Origin of the sequence: Aliiroseovarius sp. YM-037, from assembly GCF_048060095.1 — a bacterium.
In the GTDB taxonomy this organism is placed as follows: Bacteria; Pseudomonadota; Alphaproteobacteria; order Rhodobacterales; family Rhodobacteraceae; genus JBLUOA01.
In genome coordinates this window covers 29,757-54,912 of record NZ_JBLUOA010000005.1, presented here as the reverse complement: position 1 = coordinate 54,912, position 25,156 = coordinate 29,757, and the positions used below count along the sequence as shown (strand labels likewise).

General features: G+C 59.3%; 22 protein-coding genes. 11 read left to right on the top strand and 11 right to left on the bottom strand.

Annotation, left to right across the window (positions count from 1 at the left end; all coding sequences use genetic code 11):
- Positions 1-38 precede the first annotated feature (38 nt).
- The 3 genes from ACEWPJ_RS15820 to ACEWPJ_RS15810 all read right to left on the bottom strand — a co-directional run bounded on the left by ACEWPJ_RS15820 (position 39) and on the right by ACEWPJ_RS15810 (position 3,486).
- The gene (locus ACEWPJ_RS15820; RefSeq protein ID WP_416514090.1) at positions 39-1,229 is read right to left on the bottom strand and encodes a glycosyltransferase family protein; all 1,191 of its coding nucleotides are present in this window, start codon (positions 1,227-1,229) and stop codon (positions 39-41) included.
- Positions 1,230-1,379: 150 nt separating this feature from the next.
- A complete protein-coding gene (locus ACEWPJ_RS15815) occupies positions 1,380-2,315 on the bottom strand; it encodes a polysaccharide lyase (RefSeq protein WP_416514089.1) in 936 nt (311 codons plus the stop codon).
- Positions 2,316-2,325: 10 nt separating this feature from the next.
- The gene (locus tag ACEWPJ_RS15810; RefSeq protein ID WP_416514088.1) at positions 2,326-3,486 is read right to left on the bottom strand and encodes a DUF3095 domain-containing protein; all 1,161 of its coding nucleotides are present in this window, start codon (positions 3,484-3,486) and stop codon (positions 2,326-2,328) included.
- 204 nt (positions 3,487-3,690) lie between these two features.
- Here ACEWPJ_RS15810 and ACEWPJ_RS15805 point away from each other — a divergent pair, with 204 nt between their 5' ends.
- The 4 genes from ACEWPJ_RS15805 (at position 3,691) to ACEWPJ_RS15790 (ending at position 8,626) form a co-directional block, all read left to right on the top strand.
- Positions 3,691-5,046 (top strand): adenylate/guanylate cyclase domain-containing protein, encoded by a 1,356-nt coding sequence (locus ACEWPJ_RS15805; protein ID WP_416514087.1) that lies wholly within the window; start codon positions 3,691-3,693, stop codon positions 5,044-5,046.
- Between the two features lie 153 nt (positions 5,047-5,199).
- Entirely contained in the window at positions 5,200-6,477 is a 1,278-nt protein-coding gene (locus tag ACEWPJ_RS15800; RefSeq protein WP_416514086.1) for a glycosyltransferase, read from the top strand.
- Entirely contained in the window at positions 6,474-7,652 is a 1,179-nt protein-coding gene (locus ACEWPJ_RS15795) for a glycosyltransferase family protein (protein WP_416514085.1), read from the top strand. Before ACEWPJ_RS15800 ends, ACEWPJ_RS15795 begins: the two co-directional genes overlap by 4 nt.
- Entirely contained in the window at positions 7,649-8,626 is a 978-nt protein-coding gene (locus ACEWPJ_RS15790; RefSeq protein WP_416514084.1) for a glycosyltransferase, read from the top strand. The genes ACEWPJ_RS15795 and ACEWPJ_RS15790 overlap by 4 nt, the downstream gene beginning before the upstream one ends.
- On the opposite strand, the gene ACEWPJ_RS15785 is transcribed toward ACEWPJ_RS15790, so the two are convergent.
- Genes ACEWPJ_RS15785 through ACEWPJ_RS15775 form a run of 3 tightly spaced genes read right to left on the bottom strand, consistent with a single transcriptional unit; the run spans position 8,623 to position 11,429 of the window.
- A complete protein-coding gene (locus ACEWPJ_RS15785) occupies positions 8,623-9,357 on the bottom strand; it encodes a polysaccharide deacetylase family protein (protein WP_416514083.1) in 735 nt (244 codons plus the stop codon). The two genes, ACEWPJ_RS15790 and ACEWPJ_RS15785, sit on opposite strands and share 4 nt — an antisense overlap.
- Complete coding sequence (locus tag ACEWPJ_RS15780; RefSeq protein ID WP_416514082.1) at positions 9,354-10,448, bottom strand: glycosyltransferase family 4 protein; 1,095 nt, start codon at positions 10,446-10,448, stop codon at positions 9,354-9,356. The genes ACEWPJ_RS15785 and ACEWPJ_RS15780 overlap by 4 nt, the downstream gene beginning before the upstream one ends.
- 15 nt (positions 10,449-10,463) lie before the next feature.
- Positions 10,464-11,429: a polysaccharide lyase gene (locus ACEWPJ_RS15775; protein WP_416514081.1), complete on the bottom strand. Its 966-nt coding sequence runs from the start codon at positions 11,427-11,429 to the stop codon at positions 10,464-10,466.
- A gap of 197 nt (positions 11,430-11,626) precedes the next feature.
- On the opposite strand from ACEWPJ_RS15775, the gene ACEWPJ_RS15770 reads away from it, so the two are divergent.
- The 5 genes from ACEWPJ_RS15770 to ACEWPJ_RS15750 all read left to right on the top strand — a co-directional run bounded on the left by ACEWPJ_RS15770 (position 11,627) and on the right by ACEWPJ_RS15750 (position 17,801).
- Positions 11,627-12,970 carry a nucleotide sugar dehydrogenase gene (locus tag ACEWPJ_RS15770; RefSeq protein ID WP_416514080.1) on the top strand — a complete coding sequence of 448 codons (1,344 nt, stop codon included), beginning with the start codon at positions 11,627-11,629 and terminating at the stop codon, positions 12,968-12,970.
- A gap of 37 nt (positions 12,971-13,007) precedes the next feature.
- On the top strand, positions 13,008-13,493 hold the full coding sequence (locus ACEWPJ_RS15765; protein WP_416514079.1) for a class I SAM-dependent methyltransferase: 486 nt from the start codon (positions 13,008-13,010) through the stop codon (positions 13,491-13,493).
- A gap of 2 nt (positions 13,494-13,495) precedes the next feature.
- On the top strand, positions 13,496-15,196 hold the full coding sequence (locus ACEWPJ_RS15760; RefSeq protein ID WP_416514078.1) for a metallophosphoesterase family protein: 1,701 nt from the start codon (positions 13,496-13,498) through the stop codon (positions 15,194-15,196).
- 107 nt (positions 15,197-15,303) lie between these two features.
- Positions 15,304-16,620 (top strand): mechanosensitive ion channel family protein, encoded by a 1,317-nt coding sequence (locus tag ACEWPJ_RS15755; RefSeq protein ID WP_416514077.1) that lies wholly within the window; start codon positions 15,304-15,306, stop codon positions 16,618-16,620.
- Positions 16,617-17,801, top strand: coding sequence for a TIGR03862 family flavoprotein (locus ACEWPJ_RS15750; protein WP_416514076.1), 1,185 nt, complete (start codon positions 16,617-16,619; stop codon positions 17,799-17,801). Before ACEWPJ_RS15755 ends, ACEWPJ_RS15750 begins: the two co-directional genes overlap by 4 nt.
- On the opposite strand, the gene ACEWPJ_RS15745 is transcribed toward ACEWPJ_RS15750, so the two are convergent.
- The 5 genes from ACEWPJ_RS15745 to ACEWPJ_RS15725 form a co-directional block, all read right to left on the bottom strand.
- The gene (locus ACEWPJ_RS15745) at positions 17,774-18,364 is read right to left on the bottom strand and encodes a glutathione S-transferase family protein (protein ID WP_416514075.1); all 591 of its coding nucleotides are present in this window, start codon (positions 18,362-18,364) and stop codon (positions 17,774-17,776) included. The genes ACEWPJ_RS15750 and ACEWPJ_RS15745 overlap by 28 nt on opposite strands.
- A 19-nt stretch (positions 18,365-18,383) precedes the next feature.
- Entirely contained in the window at positions 18,384-19,403 is a 1,020-nt protein-coding gene (gene holA, locus ACEWPJ_RS15740; protein ID WP_416514074.1) for a DNA polymerase III subunit delta, read from the bottom strand.
- On the bottom strand, positions 19,400-19,888 hold the full coding sequence (gene lptE / locus ACEWPJ_RS15735) for an LPS assembly lipoprotein LptE (protein WP_416514073.1): 489 nt from the start codon (positions 19,886-19,888) through the stop codon (positions 19,400-19,402). Before lptE ends, holA begins: the two co-directional genes overlap by 4 nt.
- Entirely contained in the window at positions 19,875-22,445 is a 2,571-nt protein-coding gene (leuS, locus tag ACEWPJ_RS15730) for a leucine--tRNA ligase (RefSeq protein WP_416514072.1), read from the bottom strand. The genes lptE and leuS overlap by 14 nt, the downstream gene beginning before the upstream one ends.
- A gap of 73 nt (positions 22,446-22,518) precedes the next feature.
- The gene (locus ACEWPJ_RS15725) at positions 22,519-23,052 is read right to left on the bottom strand and encodes a DUF3576 domain-containing protein (protein ID WP_416514071.1); all 534 of its coding nucleotides are present in this window, start codon (positions 23,050-23,052) and stop codon (positions 22,519-22,521) included.
- A 267-nt stretch (positions 23,053-23,319) separates the two neighbouring features.
- Here ACEWPJ_RS15725 and ACEWPJ_RS15720 point away from each other — a divergent pair, with 267 nt between their 5' ends.
- Positions 23,320-24,351 (top strand): porin, encoded by a 1,032-nt coding sequence (locus ACEWPJ_RS15720; RefSeq protein ID WP_416514070.1) that lies wholly within the window; start codon positions 23,320-23,322, stop codon positions 24,349-24,351.
- 102 nt (positions 24,352-24,453) lie between these two features.
- Positions 24,454-25,107: a YggS family pyridoxal phosphate-dependent enzyme gene (locus tag ACEWPJ_RS15715; protein WP_416514069.1), complete on the top strand. Its 654-nt coding sequence runs from the start codon at positions 24,454-24,456 to the stop codon at positions 25,105-25,107.
- Positions 25,108-25,156: the final 49 nt, after the last annotated feature.

Genomic DNA, 25,156 nt, shown 5'->3' with positions numbered 1-25,156 from the left:
TGCCGCGCTAACTTATTCTGGCGGGCCACAAATTGGCGCTATTTGTCGGGCCTTGGCACTCCCAACCAGTCCGCAACCAGCGTCGAAATATGCGGCAAGCCTTCCAAGGTAATTGCGCTTGCGCTTTTCGAGGGCGGATTGCGACCCGGTAATTTCTTGAGCGCTGCGGCAAGGCGCAGCGGTTCGGCGGCCTCGCCGGGCAGCAGCATCTCAACCAAGTCGAGCTCAGCGGCGCGTCGGGCGCGGATCAACTGTTCTTCGCGCGGGCGCATACGCGGCACGATCAGGGCGGGCTTGTCAAAGGACAGGATTTCGCAAAACGTGTTGTAGCCGCCCATCGCGACGACCGCGCTTGCACCGGCGATCAGCCCTTCCATATGGTTGTCGAATTCAATCACCTCGATCTGGGGGATTTTGCCGCCCTTGGCGATCAGCTTTTCGCGCTGATTGGCAGGCATATAGGGGCCAAGCACAATGACTGCTCGATGCGTAAGTTCAGGGTCTTGCTGATAGGCGTGAATCACGTCGTGGATCAGGTCCGACCCATCGCCACCACCGCCAGTCGTGACGAGTATGTAATCGTCCGGTGTCTGATGTCCCGACGCCTTTTGACGAACGCCGTTGCGCTGCAGGAAACCGACGAAATCCATCTTTGATCGGACAGTGGCAGGCACGTTCAAGCCGATCAGCGGATCGTAGAAATCCGGCGGACCATAGACCCAGATGGAATCAAAGAACTTGTCGATCTTCTGCATGATTTCACTGTGTTTCCACTCGGAATCCAGAAGATGCGGGGCGTCCATCACTTCGCGCAGGCCGAGCACCAGCCTTGTGTCGCGTGATTTGAGGTAGGTCAGCGTTTCTTCAACCTCACCGCGCAGGCCCATCGGTTCTTTGTCGACGATGAAGATGTCGGGCTGAAAGGTTTCAGCGGTGTGGCGGATGATCGAACGACGCATCATCATCGTGTCGTTCAGATTGATATGACGGGCGAGTGAGGTGTATTCGCCGTTGCGCAGCTTGATGACGCTGGGAATTTTCACAAAGTCGACGCGGGCGCGATAATCGAATGCCCCCGCGATGGTCGAGCCCGAGATAATCAGAACGTCCAGCCCGCTGAAATCCTCGACCAGCGAATGGGCGATGGTGCGGCAGCGCCTGAGATGGCCAAGCCCGAACGTGTCGTGGCTATACATCAGAACGCGGGCGTTTCTGGACTTCTTCGTCATAGGTCGCCCCTTCCCGGCCCCGATCTGTTTGCTGCACGATGTTGCGCCTGAATTCGGCCACCGCATGTTTTCCCGCGGGAAGCCTTAGCAGGTCGCGCTGATATTGGCACTCTTTAACGCTTTGATAGGGACGCACAATACCTGCGCTGACTATTTGATTTTCGCACAAGCGGTCACGTCACGAAGAACGTCTTCGCAGTGCGGAGACCGTCGGAAATCATCGTAATACATCGTCCAGATACCCGATCCCGCCGCGCGATAGGGGCCGATTTTGGCGTATTGGTTTTCGCCCAGCCCGCGGTCGCTGTGGCCGATCTTTCCCTTCACGGTGACAACCCACTTGTCATTCGCGAAAAGCTCAATATGCCCGTCGCCTTCCGGGCCGGGCTTGGTCAGGATCGCAAAGTCGATCCACCCCTCATCGGGGCGGGGCAGTGGATTGCCGCGATTGATGACCTCAATCTCATCGGTGCAGGCAGTAAATTCGCCGCCGTCGTCAGGGGTCCAACTGCTGTCCGCCGCAACCAGCGCACGGGTTTGGTTGGTCTCCGCGCGCGGCCATATCCGGGTTTGGCCCGGCGCGCATGTCGCTGGATGGCTGTCGGTGCCAGCGGTAAACTCCGGTATGTAATTGGTCTCGACCGTCACGAATAATTTGCCGCGATTCATCCGCAAGGCCAAAAACGGGCTGAAATCGCCTACAGCCTCCGGCCCGATTTCGCGTTTCCACTGGGCGATCAGATAGCGATGTGCATTTTGGGGGATCGGATCGGCAAATTTGACAGAAAAGCCATACCAGATCGGTTGCCCATACGGCACGCGCAGCGATGGCCGTTCCCAAAGCTCTGCGCGTTCGCTGTGTTCGGCGGCGTCGGGGTGGCTGATTGGTCTAACGCTCAGTTTGACGGCGCCCTTGCCGGTGCGTTTTTCGGCGCTCTGAAACTCGACCGTTCCAGCGGATTGTTCGAAGTTCTTTTTGTAATAAAGCCCACCTTCGGCGGCAAAATCCGGACCCTCAAACCCATCGAAGAGAGGCTGCCTCCAATCATCGGATAAAGCCGCTGACCGACCCTTGGTCACTGCCATCCCTGTAGCCTCATGTCGCCGCCAATTTCTGTTTCAGTTTGTTGGCCGCCTCGGCATAGCCACCCGCCGCGCCGTCGACAAAATGCATGTGATCGCGGGTCATCGGCGATGGCACGATGCAGGTCACGAGGGCGGTGTCCTGTGTGTGCAACCCAAATCGGCAGATGCCGTCGCGCGTCGCCTGTTCCAGCGTCGATTCAATTTGCGCCAATTGCTCGGCGTTCAGATCGACGGTCATTTTCAGCGCATCGTCGAACTTGCGAAAATCCGTGTTCGCGGCGAGGTCGCGCGCATAAAGCCGGATGTCAAAATTCCCAAGTTTCCAGTTAAACCGGCGCAGCACAATCAGCATCAGAGATATTGCTGCAACGCCGAGTCGGTCTGCGACGCGCCGCACTTTGCTGGGCTGGGTCAGAGCCTCGGCTTTATAACCCTTCATCGAGATCGTAGGTTGTGGTCCTTCGGCTGGAATAGGGTGGCCCGCGCGATCACTCTCGCCCACCAGAGACAGGATGTCGGAGATCAGCGCCTGAAACCGTTCGCCAAAACCCTGGTCGCTTGGCACCGCGATGATCGACACGATTTGGCCGTTTCTTGATGTAACTGGATCCCAGCCGCAGGACAGGCCAAACAGGTTCGGTTCACGCCCGGCGGGTGCCTTTTCGATGCGATACGTGCCGTTCTTCATTTCGTCTTCGGCCCATCTGGCCCCGTCACCGGTGAACATCGCATAGGAGATTTCAGTGCTGGCCTGAAAATGCGCGACCCGGACATCAAGACCGACCGCGCGGATATCTTCGACCGGCACGACCGCCGCACGCATGTCGAGCGCGAATTCTCGCTCCACCCAAGTTCTGACCCGTGATAGCGCGTCGCGCGCGGCCTCAATTCCTGTTGGTGGCACAGCGACAAACGCGCCGTCACCGCCGAAGGCAAACGGTAGGTCCAACTGATCCAAAGCGTTCAACACAGCCGTGATTACCGATGCACCGGCCATGTTTACCGATTTGTATTTTCCGGCCGCGATGGCCCCGGTTGAATCGACGATGTCAGCCATGGCAAGCGCCCAGCCCCCCGGCAAGGGCATGTAATGTACGAAATCCGCGACCCCGTCAAAGTCAGAAAAGCGCGGCATACGCGACAGAAATGCGGAATCTTCTTCGGTTCGCATAGACCAGCAGTAGCAAAGATGATGCGGCCTGAACATTGCCAAACCAACGATCGTCAGCCGGTAGCGCCGCCGCCAGATCGGGCCGGGCGCTTTCAATTGCGCCGAGCGCCACTTACATTGAAGGGTGGCCGTCCGCTATGTCGACAGGCTGAGAGTACATGATGCTGCCTGTTCGACCCGACACTGTTTTCGATAGGATTTACGATGAGCAATGCAAGCAACGAAGTGTCCGAAACATTGATCGACGGTGTCTCGGCTTGGTTGAAAGAGTCCGCAATGAAAAGTCCGGAGCTTGAGGCCATCGTCACAGAAACCTGTGATCGGCTGTCGGCCATCGGCATTCCGCTGAAACGCGTGCATCTCAGCTTTTCGATGCTGCATCCGCTTTATGCCGCGCTTAGTTTCACTTGGATTCGGGGCGAGGGTGTTAAACTGGGCAACTTCCAAAGGGTCGATGAAAATAGCCCGCCGCCTGAATACGCGGCCAGTCCCTATTATCAGTTGGTCAGCAAGGGCCTGACCCACTTGCGCCGCCGGATTGATCCGTCGAACCCGGCTGAATTCCCGATCTTCGACGATCTGAAACCACTGGGCGTCACTGATTATCTGGCCTTCGCGCAAAGCTTTGGCGATGGTGACGGTGTGGCCGTTGGGCGTGGTATGGTCGGCTCTTGGACGACCGATCGGGCTGGCGGGTTCAGTGATGAGATGATCAATGCCCTGCTGCATATCCAAAGCAATTTTGCAGTCACAGCGCTCATGGCGGTCAGTTCCCAACTAGCGGACAACATGCTGACGACCTACCTTGGCGGAGACGCGGGCAAGCGCGTGCAATCCGGTCAAATTCAGCGCGGTGACGGTGAAACCATCCGGGCGGCGCTGGTCATGGTCGACATGCGCAATTCGACCGGGCTGGCTGAAGAGGCGGGGCGGCAGGGTTATATCGACACGCTGAACCAGTTCTTTGACGCGGTGGCGGAGCCGTTCAATGTCGATGGTGGGGAAATCCTCAGCTTTGTCGGCGACGGGTTCCTTGCGGTCTACCCCTGCGAACGTCACAAAGCGCCTTCGCAGGTTGCGGCGCGCGCGGCTATGTCTGCCACGCGCCTCGCGGTTGCGCGCATGGCAGAGCTGAACCAGTTAAGGGCCAGCGAAGGGAAGGACCCGATCGGTTTTGGCATCGGGCTTCACGTCGGCAACGTGATGTTTGGCAATGTCGGGCTGAAGGATCGTCTGACATTCTCGGCGTTCGGGTCAGCCGTGAACGAGGTGCAAAGGCTGGAGAGTCTGACCAAGCAATTCAGCGGGCCAGTCGTCGCGAGCGAGATTTTCAAGGACTACTGCGGCGGGGAGTGGGAGCCGCAGGGCGAGGTGGAACTTCGTGGGTTGTCCGAGAAGCTCTCGGTTTTTCTGCCTGGGCCGGAGAATCTTGTCGGAGATGGTGTCGCAGGCGTGAAATTGAGCGACGGCAAAGACCATTCCGAGGCGGAAGAAATCATGCTGCTTCTTCGAAAAGCGCAAGGCAAGCTGCCGACACCGCGTTCCAGACCGGTTCATTAGCCAGGGCGGGTGGCTTCAACCTCCTTCGCTGTCGCTTATCGCCATAGTTCTGGCTTTCAATTTTGCGGGTGGCGGGCTACTTGAGATTGCTGATCCATATTCTGGTGTGGGGTAGATTGATCCTATGAAAACCGTCGCGATCATCGCTGCCCCATGGCGTCCTTTATGAAGGGTGATATGACACCGGCGTTGCGGCGAAAGATCCTTGTGTTGGTCAAAGGATATCCCCGCCTGTCTGAAACCTTTATCGCCCAAGAACTCCGCGGGTTGGAGCAGGCGGGGCTTGAGCTGGTGATCGTATCGCTGCGCCAGCCAACGGATCTGAAGCGCCACCCTATCCATGATGAGATTGAAGCGCCGATACACTATCTGCCGGAATATCTGCATCGGTCTCCTATTCGGGTGCTGCGGGGCTTGATCAAAAGCATGACAAAACCGGGGTTTCGGGCGGCGTTCGGTCGATTCCTCGGGGACTTGCGCCGGGATTTCACCCGCAACCGGGTCCGGCGCTTTGGTCAGGCGGCCGTCTTGGCGTCTGAATGGCCAGACGGATTCGATTGGTTGCACGCGCATTTCATTCACACGCCCGCGTCGGTCGCGGCCTATGCCAGCCAAATCATGGACGTTCCGTGGACCGTTTCGGCCCATGCCAAGGACATTTGGACATCGCCGGATTGGGAGCTTGCTGACAAACTCTCGGACGCGCGCTGGGCCGTGACATGCACCCGTTCTGGGCATGAACACCTGCGCGATCTGTCCGGCAAAAACGGCCGCGTTCATCTGAGCTATCATGGCCTGAACCTCGACCGATTTCCGCACTTTCCTAGAAGCTTGTCGCCGCGCGACGGAACCCAACCGGATGATCCGGTCACGATCCTAAGCGTCGGGCGGGCGGTTGGGAAAAAGGGCTATGACACCCTGCTCAACGCGTTTGCCTTGCTGCCGCCGAACTTAAACTGGCGCTTTATTCACGCTGGCGATGGGGGTCAACGCAGCAAGCTACAGCATCTCGCTGAAACCCTGAATATTTCCGAAAAGATCACGTGGCTTGGGGCGGTCAATCAAACCGAAGTGCTGGATAATTACCGCAGCGCGGACGTGTTTGCGCTTGCCTGCCGTATTTCCCCGGACGGTGATCGCGACGGGCTACCCAACGTGTTGGTCGAAGCGGCAAGCCAAGGGCTGGCCTGTATCAGCACCAGCATATCCGGCATTCCCGAGCTGTTTCGTGACGGCGAAAACGGCCTGCTGGTGCGACCCGATGACCCACACGCACTGGCCCAGGCGCTTGAACGCGCGATCAAAGCGCCCGACCTGCGCCTGCGATTGGGTGCTGAGGCTGAACGGAATGTGCGCGAAACATTGGATTACCACGCCAGCGTCGGTCAATTGGTAAGCCTGTTCGAAGCAGAGTGGGAGGCCGCGCCATGACCCATCCCGAACGTGCGCTAAAGGTCTTTTTCTACGTGCAACATCTGCTCGGCATCGGTCATCTGGCCCGCGCCAGCCATATTGCCGGCGGTCTGATCGAAGATGGCTTTGACGTGACGCTGGTGACAGGGGGCATGCCCGTCGCGGGCTTTCCCAAATCCGGGATTGACCATATCGCGCTGCCAGCGATCGCCGCGGGCGATGGCGGCTTTACCGGGCTTGTCGATGCCGAGGGCGCCCCGGTGGATGATGTCTTCAAAGAGGTGAGGCGTCAGCAATTGCTCGCGGCCTATCATGACAAGAAACCTGACATTGTGGTCATTGAGGCGTTTCCCTTTGGCCGTCGGCAGGTGCGGTTTGAACTTTTACCGCTGCTCAATGCGATCAAGGCGACCGCGCCGCGCCCTCTTCTGGTCACATCGATCCGCGATATTCTGCAAAGGCGCAGCAAGCCCGAACGGGATGCGGAAACTGCTGAACTGGTAAATCAACATTTCGACTATGTCTTGGTCCACGGCGATCCGGAATTTGTCAGGCTTGAAGACACCTTTGCCCCGGCCAAGGGAATTGCCGAACGCGTGGTCTACACCGGAATGGTCTGTGGCCCGCCACCACCTCCACCCGATGAGAGCTATGAGGTTGTAGTCTCTGCTGGCGGCGGTGCCGTTGGGGCCGCGCTGATCCAATCGGCGCTTGAGGCGGCGACCCTGCTACCAAAGACCGGGCCGTGGTGCGTGATTACGGGACCAAATTTGCCGCAGGATGATTTTGATCGTCTGGCGCAGGCTGCTCCGGGTAATGTGCGCCTTTTCCGCTTCCGCACCGATTTCCCCAGCCTGCTATCCGACGCGCGCCTGTCCATTTCTCAGGCGGGGTACAACACGGTCGGGGATACTCTGATGGCGGGATGTCAGGCCCTGCTTATCCCGTTTGCTGCAGGTGGCGAGACTGAGCAAACGGATCGCGCCAAGCGGTTAGAGCGGCGTGGCCGGGCTGTTGTCTTGCCGGAAAGCGATCTTACGGGACCGACGATGGCGGATGCCGTAAAACGGTTGCTGGTCGCACCGTCGACTCCGACCATCGCTATTCAAACCGATGGCGCACAGCGTACCGCCAAAGCACTGCGACGGTTGCACAGTAAATTTGCCGAACACCAAAACGGGACATCACCTTGACGGATAACCAGCACGCAAAGCAACGGTTGAACAAGCGGCTGGAGGCGGCGGCAGCGCTTCGCGACTCCGGTCAGTTCGATGCCGCGCGCGCTGTTCTGGCAGGGGTTAGCGCCGACCCGGATCGTGACGCGTTGGGACCCGAAACTTCCCTTGGCCTGCCGCGCCGATTGCAATCGGCGATGTTGAAACTTGCCAAGGCCGAGAAGAATTTGATCGACCGTATCGGTTATCAGTTTCATTTGGTGCCGCCGCCGGATCAGCTCGCAAACTACGGACGTTTCACGATGGCTGATCGTCGGGCGATTACAGAGGCAAACAAGCAACCCGTCCCGCGCCAGATCCACCAGATATGGATCGGAAATGCACCCGCTCCGATCACGACAGGGGCGTGGGCCGACCACGCCCAAAGGCATGGGTTTGATTACAAGCTGTGGCAGGAAGCCGACCTTGACCGGCTTGGCATTCCCGACAATCCGTCGTTTCAGGCCATGATGAACGAAGGCGATTTCCCGGGCGCAGTTGATATCGCGCGGTATGAAATACTGGAGCGTCTCGGCGGTATCTATCTTGATTGCGACTGGTATCCGGCCCGCTCTGACATCAGTTTTGACGCGCATTGGCCGATGAGTGGTCTGACCGTCATTGCCGAAGACATTCCGCGAAATACGGGGATGGGGCCGCTTTTGCTGGCCAATTCAGTCATCGCGACGCCGCCCAATCATCCGGTTTTCAGAAGGCTGAACGCGGTTATTGGCGACGTTATGCGCGACATGCCCCGTGCGCCCGCGTGGTGGTCGACCGGGCCGCTGATTTTCACGGTAGTCTGCCGGGGTGGGTCAGTCTCCCTCTCCGGGGCGGATATCTTGGCGGGGTCGCTGCCGTATGGCGCGTCGATCGAGGACGTCAGGCGGGTATGCGAAGAGGTTGAGGCGAACGATGGCGGTTTGCTGTTGGCGTGGAAGCCTTGGGCCTAGCCAATAAGTTCGCTTACCCTAAGCCACCGACAGCCGGGGTGCTTCGCAGTTGCCGCGAATAGCTGTTCGAGAAACCTCCATGCGGCCACGTCGTGGACGAGGTGATGGGTCAGGATGCCAAGCGGGATATCTCCTGATTGCAGGTGGTCGATGATTTCGGACAGCAACATCTCGGCCGGGCGTCCGCCCCGCGTGCCCTTCCAGTCGATCAGATCGACATGGGTGTTGATCATTGGCAAGGCACCTTCGCGCGCCGGGCCAAACACTGACAGCGCGCGGAATTCGAGTGATGGAAGTGCCGCGACCACCTCTGGCGCGATCCGGTTCCAAGGTGGCACGAGCAGCGGCACGAACTTGTCCGGGTAGAGCGCGGCCAAGTGATTAAGCCCGTCTGAAAGCTCTTTCGTGACGACCTCCGCCGGACGGTGATGTCCCAATTCCTGTTTCTTTTCATCGGCAGGCGCGTGGTTGCTGTGGGACCAGCCATGCACGGCGACGGACACGTGCGGCTCTGTCGATAGGCGCTGTGAAAGCGCCTCTCCGGTCGTGGCGGGAATGACGGCAAGGGTCAGGGGCACGTCGTATGACGCGGTCAGGTCAAGCAAGTGATCCAGCGCGGGATCGGGTTGTGCGGCATCATCATCGCGCAGCCAGAATCTGGTGGGATTGCCCGCTTTGGCCCGGTTGTCGAGAAGTTGGAGTAGCCCGTTCAATGCATCGATGTCTGTCATGAGGTTTTGACGGCCTGCTCTAGAATAGCGCTCAGCGACGCGGTCGCCGCTTCGATTGAATGCGCCTCAATCACGCGATTTCTTGCGGCATCTGCCATTTTGCGCCTCTCCACCTCATCGTTCAGCAAACGAGATATTGCATTGGCGTAGGCCATGTCATCCCCGACGGGGGTCAGAATTCCAGTTTGGCCATCCGAAACCACTTCGGGGACACCGGCGGTATTGTAGGCGACGACGGGCAGGCCCGCTGCCTGTGCCTCAAGATAGGCGAGGCCATAAGCCTCCCCGCATCCGGGCCAAGTGTAGAGCGTGCTTTGGGCGAAAAGATCGGCGATCTCGCCTCGATCCAGTTGCCCGTGCCAGATGATCCGGTCATCCGCAAACCCAGAAAACAGCTCGCGCACCTCAGCCTGCAATGCCCCATCACCGACGATGGACAGGTGCCAAGGTTGGTCGCGTATCAGGTCAAGCGCCGCAACAAGGCGTGTGTAGCTGTCCATCTTATCGCCCGCCCGCATCATGGCGACGGTCACGAGCCGCGGTGGTTGTTGATCGGACAGGCTGGCCGTGAAGATTTTGATGCCGATAAAGGGCCGCAGACGCGCGAAACGCGCATTCGTGGCCGCTTGATACAAGCCGTCCCGATCCCGCTCGGTCAGGCAAATATTGACGGCTGCAAGTTCAGTACCGGCCAGAACCTCTGCCTGAAAGGATGCCCAGAGCCCACGGTTTCGCCGCCGCGAATAAGAGGTCTCGGCCGTGACATAGGGAACGCCGAAGGCCGTGCATAACGCCGGGCCAATTAGATCGGGCGCCTTGTAATACGGGTGGTAGCAAAACCATAAGTCCGGTGGGCCATCAGTTTCCCACTTGCGGGTCAGGCGTGCTCGTTCCTGCTCGGCCTCAGCGATGATTTTGGCGTGCGCCGTTGCGTCTGTCGGATCGCGCAAGAACGACCGGAGCCGCGATGCAACATCGACAACATGCCCGGCCCCGGCAAGGCTTTGCATCAGCAGCCGCGCCATCAGCCGATCACCTGACGGGATCGCGTGGTCCGGTGGCTTCAGCGGTGAGTAGAACGCGATTTTCATGCGGAGGTTCAGATCCTACCGACCCACGGCAGCGCAGGCCTCGGCGTCTTTCAACACGTCTTCGCACCGCTCTGACCGGATGAAATCGTCATAAAACAGCGCCCAATCTGCGTGTGACCCGCTGCGATAGGGGCCGAATTTGAAGTATTGGTTTTCGCCCAAACCATGATCGTTGTGGCCGATATAGCCGCGCACGGTCACGATCCAGTCGCCATTCGCAAAGATTTCAAGCTGCCCGCCGCCGTTTGGGCCGGGTTTGCTGAACACCGCGAAGTCGATCCAGCCTGAGCTGGGCAAGGGCAGCGCGTTGCCGCGGGGTGTTATCGCCGTCTTATCGGTGCAGGCGTTGAACCGCCCGTCGACCCGTGGTGTCCATTCGCTATCGGTAGCGACCAGCAAGCGCATCTGATTGGTTTCCGGGCGCAGCCATGCTGGCGTCTGCCCCTCGGAGCATTGCACGGAAACGTCGCCTTCGGGCGGTTTCGCCGCGGGGTAATAATTTGTCTCGACGGTGATGAACAACCGGCCTTCATTGACGCGAAAGGCGAGGTAGGGGCTGAAATCGCCAACGGCCTCTGGCCCGATTTCCCGCTTCCACTGGGCGATGACATAGCGATTGTCGTCGACCGGGATCGGGTCATCGAACTTCACTGAAAACCCGTACCACACGCCCCGCTCATAAGGGACGCGCAGCGGCGTCTTTTCCCAAATTTCGGCCCGTTCGCTGCAAGAGGTATCCGTCGCTTCGCAGTTCGATCTGACCGACAGCCGAAGCGCGCCTTCGCCTGATCTGACCTCGCTCTGCTGGAAATCCACGGTTCCGGCGGTCTGTTCTTCGTTGTTGCGGTAATATAACCCGCCCGCCTCTGTAAAATCGCTGTCTTCGAAGCCGTCAAAAAGCGGGGCGGTGGCTGTTTCTGCGCGAAGGTCTTGGCCGCTGAAGGCAAGCAATACCGCTGTGCACCATGGGAGTATTCGCATTGAGGCAAGTCCTTCGATGTTGTTGTCGACCGCGTGTCTGTTGGCAGAGGGCGGCTAAGCCAAAGTCATTGCGCGCAGAATACACCTAAATACCAATGGAACACGATCAATAATGATGTCTAAGAGTTGATGGCGTCAGCGCAAGTGCCTTGACAACAAAGGCGAAGCTGCCCATCCCTGCGAGGCCGTCCTGACACGTGATCGAGATCATGCCACCAGATAATCCGCTCTTGTCCCTGATCGAGTCTCGCGACGCACGCGTGGGTGTGATCGGGCTTGGCTATGTCGGGCTGCCGCTGGCCATGGCTGTTGCGCGGGCGGGGTTCACGGTTGCAGGCTTTGACATCGACCCGGCGAAGATCGTCGCGATCAAGGATGGGGAGAGCTATATTGAGTCGGTGTCCGATCAAATCTTGACCGAACAGCGCGACGCTGGACGGTTTGCAGCAAGCTGTGATTTCTCCGGGCTTGGGCAATGTGACATTGTTGTCATCTGCGTTCCGACGCCGCTGACAAAGCACCGCACCCCTGATTTGTCTTTTGTCATCCAGACCTGCGGCGATATCGCGAAGACGCTGCGAAAGGGCCAGTTGATCATCCTTGAATCAACGACCTATCCCGGCACGACCGATGGCCCGGTGCGTGATGAGCTTGAGAAGACCGGGTTGGTTTCCGGCAGAGACTTTTTCTTGGGATTCTCGCCAGAGCGTGAAGACCCCGGCAATCCGAATTTCGAAACATCGACCATTCCCAAGGTCGTCGCTGGCGATGGGCCGGAGGCAGCAGAACTGATGACCGCATTCTACGACAAGGTGGTCGCGACTGTCGTGCCGGTGTCGACCACCGCCACTGCAGAAGCCGTCAAGCTGACCGAAAACGTGTTTCGCGCCGTTAACATCGCCTTGGTGAATGAGTTGAAGGTGATCTATGAGGCGATGGGCGTCGACATCTGGGAAGTCATCGACGCCGCCAGCACCAAGCCGTTTGGCTACATGCCGTTCTATCCGGGGCCGGGTCTGGGCGGGCACTGCATTCCGATTGATCCGTTTTACCTCACGTGGAAATCCCGAGAGTATGAGCTGACAACTCGGTTCGTTGAGCTTGCCGGAGAGATCAATTCAGCCATGCCCAAGCACGTCGTCTCCCGCTTGGCAGAGGCGCTGGATATGCGGCAGGGCAAGGCGCTTAGTCGGTCAAAGGTGCTGATACTGGGGCTGTCCTACAAAAAGAACGTGCCAGATATTCGGGAAAGCCCGTCGTTCAAGCTGATCGACCTGATCGAAGAACGCGGCGGGCAAACCGCCTACTACGACCCCTTTGTCGGCGAAATCCCCGATACGCGCGCCTATTCAGAATTGAAAGGCCGACGGTCGGTCACATGGGATGAATCTGTGATCAAAGAGTTTGATGCGGTGTTGATCGCCACGGATCATGACGATGTGGATTACGCTTCGCTTGTGCGCTGGTCGCCTTTGGTCATCGACACCCGCAACGCCTGTGCGCGCAGAAATGTGACCGGGGACAATATCGTAAAAGCATAGCCTGTGTGCGATCTTGCGCTGGAAAAGGACTGCAAACATGAGCCGCCTTGATAGCTTCATCCGCCGACTGACTGCGCAGCGCGATATTCTGAATCACGTCGCGGCTGAATTACCGGTGCCAGAAACCGGCGCAATTCTGGAGCTTGGGCTTGGCAATGGCCGGACATTCAACCACCTGCGCGAGGTTTTCGCGGGCCGCGATATTATCGCCTTTGACCGCGCTCTAGCCGCCCATAAGTCGTCAATCCCTGACCCGGACAACCTGATCCTGGGGGAAATCGAACAAACGGCGAAAGCCTTTGCTGGTCAGAACGCCGCTTTGGTCCATGCGGATATCGGCACGGGCTATCCGGATAAGGATGCGATTACGCTGAAGTGGTTGCCCGAACTCGCCAGTGATCTATTGACCCCCAACGGCATCGCGATCTGTGGCCTGCCGCTGGAAACCGCGGGGCTTCAGCAACTGCCGCTGCCAAGCGGCATCGATCAGGATCGGTATTTTCTATACCAAAAACAAATCTGACGATGGCCTCGTCTGACACCTCTGCCGTGGCCATTATCGCGGATGCGCATTTTCATGACATTCACAGCAATTACGATGGTGCTGGGCTGTATGTTGACGGGCAGCGTCTGACGCTCCGCAGTTGGGCAGACACGCGAGCGTCTTCCAGGGTGTTCAACGAAAGTGGTGCCGCGCTAGCGACGGCGCTTGATCAGGTTCAACGCCGGGGTATCCGCCATGTGGTTCTGCTGGGGGACTACACCGACGACGGGCAAGCCGAGTCGACCGAACGTCTGGCCGGGGTGTTGGCCCAGTTCCGTGGCCGCTTTGGCACAAACTTCTACGCGCTGCCCGGCAATCACGATGTGTTTGGCCCGTTGGGCAAACATCAATCCACCCGGTTTGTGACAGAACCGGGAAAGTCGGTTCTTGTCACCAGCGACCCTGATGATGCAGCGACAGAGCCGGAAAGCGCCATCCTAACCCCAAGAATGTATCGCGAGGGGATGCCCGCCGCCCTGATGCCGATGGCAGAGCATGGGTATTTCAAGGCACCGGAATACCTCCACTGGGAAACACCGTTTGGCACGTCAGACGCGGTCGAAGACCGCATGTATACCGCGCGGTCTGCCGACGAAACAGTCGCACACCGCTTGATGGACGCGTCGTATCTCGTTGAGCCTGAGCCCGGATTATGGCTGCTGATGATCGACGCAAACGTGTTTGAGCCCCGCTCGGGGTCTTACCGGCCCGATCAGAAAAAGGCGTTTATCGACAGCACCGATGCGGGGTGGAATGCGGTGCTTCGGGTCAAATCGTTCCTGCTCGACTGGATCGGGGATGTTTGCAGGCGTGCGGATAAAGAGGGGAAAACTCTGCTTGCCTTCTCACATTATCCCGTCATCGACCCGTTTGATGATGCCAAAGACAGCGAGAGCGCCCTTTTTGGCGAGACCGAAATCGTCAGGCGCAGACCCGCCCCGGCGGTTGCGGACGCTTTGATAAACGCCGGCTTGCGATACCATTTCAGCGGTCATTACCACGTCAATGCGGTGTCGCGCAGGCAAGGTCCGGCGGGGCAGCTTACAAATATCTCTGTGCCGTCGCCGGTGGCGTTCCCGTCAGGTTTCATGATTGCTCGGCCGAAAGATCAGGGGTGTGACATCGAAAAAGTTCCGCTCGACACCGCACCGATCGACCCGCGCGTGATGGCTATTTACCGGGATGAAGAGGCCAGCCTTGGTGAACACCGCGACCCTGCGCTGGACTGCAAAGACTATGGATCATTCCTGTATCGGCAGATGCACAGCCGAGTCCAGCACCACTACCTGCCCAGGAAATGGCCGCAAGAGATTGCGGAGGCGGTTGAAAATGCCAGCGCGGCGAATCTCGGTTGCTGGTTTTTGGCGGAGTCAGGTGGTTCTAAAGCGCCACCAAGCGGCATGACCCAACTGGCGTCTTTGGCAGCGCAGCGCGGCATTGATATCGCTCATTTGCAGAACCTTAGTATGACCGAACTGATCGGCGACTGGTATTGTCTTAGACAAGCCGGACCCATGGCTGCGGGCCACATCCCCGCTGACCGCATGGTCTTGTATCGCTTCTTGGCGCAGGAGTTTGGCGACCCTCAGCCCGCAAAGGAAAATTACCTGATCCGGTTCTTCGCGATATTCCTGAGCGTGTTGGATAGGTCGATAAGCCGAATGAAGCCGCCCATTCATTGACGTAGGATCAGGCGGCCACACAGCAGAGTGTTTCGCCGCGACAGACTTGTTTTGCGGCGCCGATCAATGCAAGAGCTTTCAGGGACCGATAAGCAGCAGGTGGCAACATGGAAAACCCGTCTGAGTTGATGACAACGGTGCAGGGTTACGCCCTGCAAGGGTGGGAGATTGCGAAGGGCTGGTTGGTCAGCCCGGCGGCGTGGTCGCAATTCGCGGTTCTGGTCGTGTCCTTCGTTCTTGCCTGGCTGGTTGCGCGGCGGGTTGTGCCAACCCTCACCAACATTCTGACTCCGGCTGAGGATCAAGAAACACTCTTCGCCCGCGGCCGTCGGTTCCTGCTGATCTTCCTGCCGCTGATCCTGCCATTGCTCGCCTATCTGTTCACGGCGGTGGGCGAGGGTGTGATCCGATCCGTCTTTGGCTCCGGCGTTGTGATTGCGTTCGGCAAGCGGTTGTTCCTGTTCCTCGCCGCGCGGGCGCTGGTGCGCGATATCGTCAGCGATCCGTTTCTCAAGTTGCTGGGCCGCTACGTGCTGTTGCCGATCATGGCGCTCTATACGGTCGGGTTGCTGGATGAGGTTTCGACCTATCTGAACGAAACCAACGTCGCGCTTGGCAATATCTCATTCTCGATCATGTCGCTGGTACGGGGCGTGGTCGCCGGATCGCTTCTGTTCTGGTTTGGCCGTTGGTCGAACGATCAAAGCGCCGCCTATATCAAACGGCAGGAGGAGCTGCGCCCCGCAACCCGGCAGCTTGCCGTCAAGGCTGCAGAGATCGTGATTTTCGGGGCGGCCTTCCTGCTGCTGATGAATATCATGGGGATCGACCTGACCACGCTCGCTGTTCTTGGGGGTGCGATTGGCGTCGGGCTGGGCTTTGGTCTGCAAAAAATCGCGTCGAACTTCATCTCGGGCGTTATTCTGTTGCTGGAAGGGCAGGCAACCGTTGGCGATTTCGTGGAGCTTGATGGCGGAGAGGCCGGGACAATCGTCAGGATGACAGCCCGTGCTGCGATCCTTGAAACCTATGACGGTCGCTGGATTGTTGTTCCGAACGAAGATTTCATAACGACGCGGGTCGTCAATTATTCCGACAGCGGCTCTGCCAATCGGTATGAGGCGCCGTTTTCCGTCAGCTATGACACCGACATCAACAAAGTGCCCTCAATCGTGGAAAAGGCTGTGGCGACACATAAGGATGTGCTGGACGATCCCTTCCCGCCCGATTGCGAACTGCGCGGGTTTGGCGACAGCGGTATCGACTTCGCGGTGGAGTTCTGGGTGAACGGCATCGACGACGGAGAGAATAAGTATACCTCCGACGTTCTGTTCCTCGTCTGGAACGCGCTGAAGGACAACGGAATCCAGATCCCCTATCCGCATCGGGTGGTCGAGTTCAAGGGCGAGATGCCGACCGCATGACCGACGCGCTGGTGATCGGCGCGGGGCCGGCTGGGCTGATGGCGGCAGAGGTTTTGGCCGATGCCGGGCTGTCCGTCACCGTTGCGGATGCCAAGCCATCTGTTGCGCGGAAATTTCTGATGGCGGGGAAATCCGGTCTGAACCTTACGATGGATGAGCCGCTGGATCAGTTCGTTGCGCAGTTTCAGGGCGGGGGCGCGGTGCTGGAGGCGGCTATGCACGCCTTTGGTCCGAAGGCGGTGCGGGATTGGGCCGCGGGTTTGGCGCAGGATGTGTTTACCGGATCGTCGGGGCGGGTCTTTCCGAAAGCGATGAAAGCGTCGCCATTGCTCCGGGCTTGGCTCGCCCGACTTGACGGGAAGGGCGTCGCGTTTCGGACTCGGATGCGCTGGGTCGGGTATGACGGCGCGTTCGTCTTTGAGACACCCGAGGGCAAGGAAACGCAGACCTCAGATGTGTGCGTTCTGGCGCTGGGTGGCGCGAGCTGGTCACGGTTGGGGTCTGGCGGGGCTTGGGCCGATATGCTTGCGGCGCGGGGGGTTGATCTAGTCCCGTTTCAGCCCGCGAATATGGGTTTCGCCGTCGATTGGTCGCCGCACATGGCAAGACACTTCGGCGCGCCGGTAAAGAACGTGACGCTGATCGCGGGCGATAGATCTGCGCGGGCAGAGTTTGTCGTGTCAGCCCGCGGGATCGAAGGCGGCGGAGTGTATGCAGTGTCGCGGGCGCTGCGGGAGGGTGCTTCCCTGACGCTCGACCTTATGCCCGATTGGAGCGAGGCGAAAATCGCCAGCAGGTTGTCGCATCCCCGTGGCAAAACCAGCCTGACGAACCACTTGCGCAAGGCGCTTAGGTTCGACCCCGTCAAACGGGCGTTGCTGATGGAATTCGGGCGACCGGTGCCGGAGGGCGAGGCGCTCGCCCCGCTGGTCAAGGCGCTGCCGGTCCGCCACAATGGCCCCCGCCCGATGGATGAGGCGATTTCGACGGCGGGCGGTGTTGCGTTTTCTGCGATGGACGATGGGCTGATGTTGAACGCAATGCCGGGGGTGTTCTGCGCCGGAGAGATGCTCGATTGGGAAGCGCCGACAGGCGGTTACCTAATTAACGGATGCCTCGCCACGGGCTTGCTGGCCGGGCGCGCCGCGGCGGATTACGCCCGCGCCAACGCGCGGCGATAGGCCGGGCGATTCCGCATCCGACGCAGGTAGTCGCGCAGGACTTTCACTTCGTTGCGAAACCCACCCGACATTGCCCAGCCGCCGCAATGGGTCAGGATGATGTCAGGGACGGTCATCTCATCCCCCATCACGAAGGGTTGCCCGTCGATCCGATGGGCCAAACGCTCCGCGCTGCGGGAGATTTCCCAACCGACGGTGTTTGCGATGCCGTCTTGGCGCAACGCCTCTGGCAGAAGGTGCATGTGCCGCACCGCCACCCAAAGCGCGGCGTCGAATTCATCCAGCAGCAACTGCGTCATGCCATCTTGCCGCGCCCGGTCGATGGTGCCCGCCGGATAGGTCAACGCACCGTGCTTGTCAGCGAGGTATTGGATGATCGCGGTCGAATCGGTGAGCGTTGCATCCCCTTCGATTAGCACCGGAATCTTGCCTGCGGGGTTTTCCTCGGTCACGTCCGGGGAATGGGGCCGCGCCGGGATGTGTTCGTAATCAAGGCCCAATTCTTCCAACATCCAAAGCACCCTTAGGGTGCGTGATCTGGCTGCGCCGATAACCTGGTACATGCCCCCTCCGTCGGTCGTCCTATCGTCGTTGTGCAAGCATCGACAGCCGCACCAGCGTGCGTTCAATGACTGCCATTGCCGGGGCGCGGCTGGTCGATCTGAGTTGTAGGTCCGTGTCTGTCAGCATGGACAGCGCGGTTTCAAGCCGCCGCATCCCCCAGTCTTTTGCCTGCCGCTGCATCCGGTCGCGGCGCAGTCCAAAGATGCGTTGTCGCTGAATCCCTGAAGGAATACCGCCGGGGTCCGAGGCAGCGGCGTGAAGCTGGCGGAAATGCCGCGTCGCGCCGATGCAAAGGCCGACGGCCGCGACGCCTTGCGCCTCAAGCTTGGTAATCAGTGGGCCGATTTCGGCCGTGCGAGCCTCGGCGACCACATTTATCACGTCGTCAAGCGCGGCTTCGGTCGAGGTTGGGGCGACGGCGATAATGTCCTCGGGCGTGACGGGTGTGTCGTCGCCCATCTTATAGAGCGCAAGTTTCTCGACTGTCTGCCTGAAATCGCCGGGGTCGATTGTGCGGGCAAGCGCTTCGAGGGCAGAAAGGGAATCGCCGCCGATGTTTTTCACGCCGGATTTCGTCAGGGTCGATTCAATCTCGGCCCGCGACGGCGGGTCGTCATAGATGCCGACGGCATAAGCTTTCGGATGCCCCTCAAACAATTTACGCAGGGCAGACCGCGCGGTCAGTTGCTTTGCTGTCACGATCACCTGTGCGTCGCCGTCCTGCCATTCAGCCAGCGCGTCGTTGATGATGGGTGCAAGGCCGTCTGTCGCGTCTTCGACAAACACAACGCGCGGACCGGGAAAGAAGCCTTGCGCCTTGATCGCATCCAGCACGCGCGCGGGTTCCTTGCGCAAGTCAGCGGCGGCGATGCGAGTCAGGCGCATTTCGTCGTCGCCATTCGGGCCGATCAGCGCGGCAATAACCTCTTGCCGTCGCAGCGCCACGCGCATCGCGTCCGCGCCGTAGATCAAAAGGCCGGCGCTGCTTGGATCGGGTTTCGCGAAATATCCCGCAAACTCACGCCCGGCGAGCTTCATCTTGCCCAAGCCCCTGACGTCGCCAGCAACCGGGATACGACCTGATCGGCAAGGATCACCATCAGCCTTTGATTTGCATCGCGCTGCGCTGCGCGGGTGCTGACGGTGGTGCCGGTCGCGGCGTAGCTGGTGAAATTCTCAATCGTGCCTGAGGTAACGACAGAATCGGTCGTGACATCAGTCACCGTGAAATCGACCTGACCCAGCACGTTGTAACGGGTGATTTGTTGATCCGGCGTGATGCCGAGGTCGTCTTCGTCCGTCCGCAGCGTATAGCCAAGCTGATAGCGCGGTGCCTGCGGCTGGCCAAGGCGGTGTTCCAGGCGACGCACGAAGTTGAATCCGTCCTCATCCGTCGGCGCGTCGACCTCGATCTGGCTGCGCAGCCCGGCGGCGTCACCGCCCGGCCCATAGACCGGTTCAAACCCGCACCCAGCAAGGGCGGCGAGCGATAGTAGGAATGTTCTTCGGTCAGACAACCACATTTACGATGCGCCCCGGCACGACAATCAGCTTTTTCGGGGTGCTGCCATCCAGCGCCCGCATCACAGCTTCGTCCGCCAGAACCAGCTTTTCAACCTGTTCCTTTGGCATGTCCTTAGGCACGCGGATTTCCGACCGCCGCTTGCCATTGATCTGGATCGGCAGAGTGACCGTGTCTTCGACCAAAAGCGCCGGGTCGGCCTTGGGCCACGGGGCGGTTGCGACCAGCCCTGCGCCGCCCTGATATGCCCAGATATCTTCGGCCAAGTGCGGAGTCATGGGGGACATCAACTGCGCAAGAGTCATCACGGCCTGACGCTGCGCCGCCTTTCCGGCCTTCGATTTCGACAGCGTATTAGCGAATTCGTAAAGCTTGGCGATGGCCTTGTTGAAGGCGAACCCCTCAATGCTTTGCGTAACATCGGCAATGGCCCGGTGTGTCGCGCGAATCAGATCATCGTCGCCTGTGCCTTCGCCCTCTGGCATCTCGGCGATCCGGTCGCATAGCATCCAGACCCGCGACAGGTGCTTGAACGCCGCATCCGCCCCGGCTGAGGTCCATTCGACATCGCGTTCAGGCGGGCTGTCGGACATCACGAACCACCGCGCCGTGTCCGCGCCGAACGCCTTGATGATGTTGACCGGGTCGACGACGTTCTTTTTCGATTTCGACATCTTGGCGGACGGGATGACCGACACCGGATCGCCCGTTGCCCCAAGCCGCGCGCCGCTTTCGTGCCATTCGATATCTTCGGGCAGATGATAGACCGGCCGATCCTTTTCGTCGCGGGTCACGTAAATCTCGTGCGTGACCATGCCTTGCGTGAACAGCGCATCGAACGGCTCAATCGCCGATTTCGGCAGATGTCCGCAGATATTCATCGCCCGCGCAAAGAAGCGCGAATAAAGCAGGTGCAGAATCGCGTGTTCGATCCCACCGATATACTGATCGACATTCATCCAGTAGGCGGCGTCCTCGGCAACCGTGGGCGTATCGGCGCGGGGCGAGGTGAACCGGGCGAAATACCATGATGAATCCACGAACGTGTCCATCGTGTCGGTTTCACGCTTCGCCGGTTTGCCGCAAGACGGGCACGGCACGTCGCGCCATGTCGGGTGGCGGTCCAGCGGGTTGCCGGGTTGATCAAAGCTGACATCATCGGGCAGTTCGACCGGAAGGTTCTCTTTTTTCTCGGGCACGACTCCGCAGTCGTCGCAATGCACCACCGGAATCGGGCAGCCCCAGTAACGCTGGCGGCTCAGCCCCCAATCGCGCAGGCGGTATTTCGTAACGCCTTGGCCGACGCCGTTTTCTTCGCAAAACGCGATGGCGGCTTCGATGCCTTCGTTGCCGGTCTGCTCGGTCTCGCCGGCGAAGCCGCGGACGTAGATCACAGGTTCGGTCTTTGGCGGGACATAGGCGTCGCCGCCGTCTTCGGGCAGATCCAGCCCTTCATCCTTGGCGGGCGCGTAGGTGGACACCACGGGCAGATCGTATTTCCGGGCAAAATCCAGATCGCGCTGATCATGTGCCGGACAGCCGAAAATCGCGCCGGTGCCGTAATCCATCAGGATGAAATTCGCGATATAGACCGGCAATTCCCATGCCGTGTCAAAGGGATGGCGCACGCGCAGCCCGGTGTCGAACCCGCGTTTCTCGGCCTTTTCCAGATCTTCCTCGCTCGTCCCCATGCGGCGGCATTCGGCGTTGAAGGCGGCGATGTCTTTGTTGTCACGCTCCAACACGCGGGCGAGCGGGTGGTCGGGCGAGATGCCGATAAAGCTCGCGCCAAGCAGCGTATCGGGGCGTGTCGTGTAAACTTCGACCCGGTCATGGCCTTCCGGCCCGTCGATCATCGAAAACGCGAATTGCAGCCCGCGCGACTTGCCGATCCAGTTGGCCTGCATCGTGCGGACCTTTTCCGGCCAGTTTTCGAGGCCGTCGAGCGCATCAAGCAGTTCTTCGGAATAATCACTGATCTTGAAGAACCACTGCGTCAGCTCGCGCCGTTCAACGGTTGCGCCAGAGCGCCAGCCCTTGCCGTCGATCACCTGTTCGTTGGCCAGCACGGTCATATCGACCGGGTCCCAGTTCACCACCGCGTTCTTGCGGTAAACGAGTCCTTTTTCGAGAAAGTCGATGAACATCGCCTGCTGCTGGCCGTAATATTCCGGGTCGCAGGTTGCAAATTCCCGAGCCCAGTCAATCGACAGACCCAGCGGTTTCATCTGGTCGCGCATCTGGGCGATATTGTCGTAGGTCCATGTTTTCGGATGACCACCAATCGCCATCGCAGCGTTTTCGGCAGGCATCCCGAACGCGTCCCAGCCCATCGGATGCAGCACGGAAAAGCCGCTGGCGATCTTGTAGCGGGCAATCACGTCGCCCATCGTATAGTTGCGCACATGCCCCATATGGATGCGGCCCGACGGGTAGGGGAACATCTCAAGCACGTAATACTTGGGTTTCGATTCATCCCGCTTGGCGGTGAAAACGCCTGCGTCTTCCCAGGCTTTCTGCCACTTCGGTTCAAGATCGGCTGCGGTATAGCGGGACATCGGTTTTGGTCCTTCAACTGAAAACGCCGGACACGGGGCCCGGCGTGGTCATAATAAGTGCTGCGGGCGAGGTCTAGAGGTTGCCGTCGCGGATACGCAGCTGACGCGCACGCGTCAGGATGGCGTCTTCGACCGCGCGAACCGTATCAGCATCAACGGTGCCGCCGCCACGAGTCTGCAACGCGACGTTCAGCGACCGCGCATCAAGCGCCGGATCGGTGATGTAAATCGTCGCGCGATAGGCCCGCCCGCCACCCGGAGGGGTGCCATATCCGGTAACCAAAACCCCCGAAAACGGGTCAGCCGCCTGAATCGGCAGAAAGTTCAGCACGTCAAGCGAGGCGTTCCAGATGTATTTATTGACCTCAAGCGTGGTGTTGGGATCGTCCCGATTCTCAAAAAGATCCCAGATGGTGGAGCGGTTCGGCTGCTCTACGCCCGCACGAATGCGCGCCTCTCTCGCTTCTTCTTCATTGCCGCGAAAAATGTTGCCCGATCCGCCGGACCCGCCAGAGCCGATGCTGCCGCTTCCAATATTCCCACAGGATGCGACGGCCAAAAGGCATGTGCCTGCTGTCAAATAAGCGAAAAACTGTTGAAGTCGCATATAAAAGCCTCAATCCTGCGTATAAGACCCTACTACCCAACCCCCCCACGACGGGCAAGGTTTTTCGGGCCTTTCAGATAAAGCGTGAGGTTTACGCTTTGATCCCGTGAAAAAGACTGTGGCAAAGCTGCACCATCTGTAGCGACTTTGGTTTGAAGCTGGTTCCAGTGCTTGCAAATGACCCCCGAAAAGAGCGAGAGAAACGCATACTCAATTCGGATTCCCCTGAGTTGAGGAGCACCTTTTGATATAACGAGGGAAAACGAAATGAAAAAAGTTCTCTTTGCAACGACTGCTCTGGTAGCCACATCTGGCTTCGCAGCTGCAGACGTTACGCTGACGGGTTCTGCAGAAATCGGCGTTTATAACTCCGACTACAGCGCCCTGGTAAATGGCGACGGCGCCACCGCTGGTGGCCTGATCGGTGACGGCGAAACTCGCTTCCACCACGATCTGGACGTTCGCTTCACACTGTCCGGCACCACCGACAACGGCCTGACTTTCGGCGCGACCATCGACCTGGACGAGCTGGACGACCAGCCGACCGCTGGTGACATCGGTCGTGACTCCGGTAACCACGCTGTTTTCATCTCCGGTGATTTCGGTACGGTAACGATGGGCGACACCGACGGTGCGTTCGACTGGGCACTGACTGAAGTTGGTATCGGTTCTGCGATCAACGACGATCACACGACCCACGCTGGTTTCAGCGGCAACGCTGGTCTTGACGGCACCTACGACGGTCAGATCCTGCGTTACGACAACACCTTCGGTGATTTCGGCGTAGCTCTGTCTGCTGAGCTTCAAGACACTGCCGCCGGTGGCGACACAGTTTGGGGTCTCGGTGCACGTTACAGCTTCGACGGCATCTCCGCAGCTGGCGATCTGAGCGTTGGCCTTGGTTACCAAACCGACGGCACGCGTGATATCTGGGGTATGTCCCTGAACGCAGAGTTCAACAATGGCTTCCAAGCGATCCTGAACTACTCGGACCTCGACGGCCAAGCGGCTGGCGACAACGACAAGCATCTGGGTCTTGGCATTGGCTACTCCATGAACGCTCTGACAGTATCCGCCAACTACGGCGAATATGATCTGGTCGGCGGTGGTTCCACCGACGGTTGGGGTCTTGCAGCTAACTACGATCTGGGCGGCGGTGCTGTTGTTCAGTTCGGCTACGGTAAAGGCGACTACGCCGCGACTTCGACCGCGACTGTAGACGACGACACCGCAGCAGCTGTTGCTCTGGCTGGCACATCCCGCGAGACTTGGTCTCTCGGTATCGCGATGTCCTTCTAAGTTAGAAGACATTACTGATAAGGGAAGGGCAGGCATCGCGCCTGCCCTTTTCTTTTGCGGCCCTATGGTGTTTGTCTGAGGCAAACAGACCAGAGGCCAGATATGTCGCTTTCCGAAATCAAATCCCGCATCAAGGCTGAGGAAGACCGGGCCGGTCGATTCCCCGGCACGACCCGTCTGATTGCCGTGTCCAAGCGTCAGCCGGACGACCGCGTCCGTGCGGTGCTTGAGGAAGGCCACCGCCTGTTTGGCGAAAACAAGGTTCAGGAAGCCGCCGGGAAATGGCCGGGTTTTCGGGATGATTTCGACGGGGTGGAGCTTCACCTGCTCGGGCCGCTGCAAACCAACAAGACAAAGCAAGCGATGGAGTTGTTCGACGCGATCCATTCGCTCGACCGCCCGAAGCTTGCAAAGACGCTCGCGCGGCTGTCGGGAGAGCTTGGCCATTGCCCCGATCTGTTCATTCAGGTCAACACCGGGGAAGAGCCGCAGAAAGCTGGTGTCATGCCCGCCGACGCCGACAAGTTCATTGCAGAATGCCGCGATCTGGGCCTGCCGATTGTCGGCCTGATGTGTATTCCCCCGGTAGATGAGGAACCGAGCCTTCATTTTGCGCTGCTCGCCAAGATCGCGGAGCGTAACGGCCTTGACGGCTTGTCGATGGGGATGAGCGGTGATTATGAACGCGCGGTCGCGCTGGGGGCAACCCATGTTCGGGTCGGCTCCGCGATATTCGGGGAACGCGACTACGGTTGAACGCCTTTGGACGTTTGCGTGTTTGCGGTATGCTCCCCCGGATTGATTT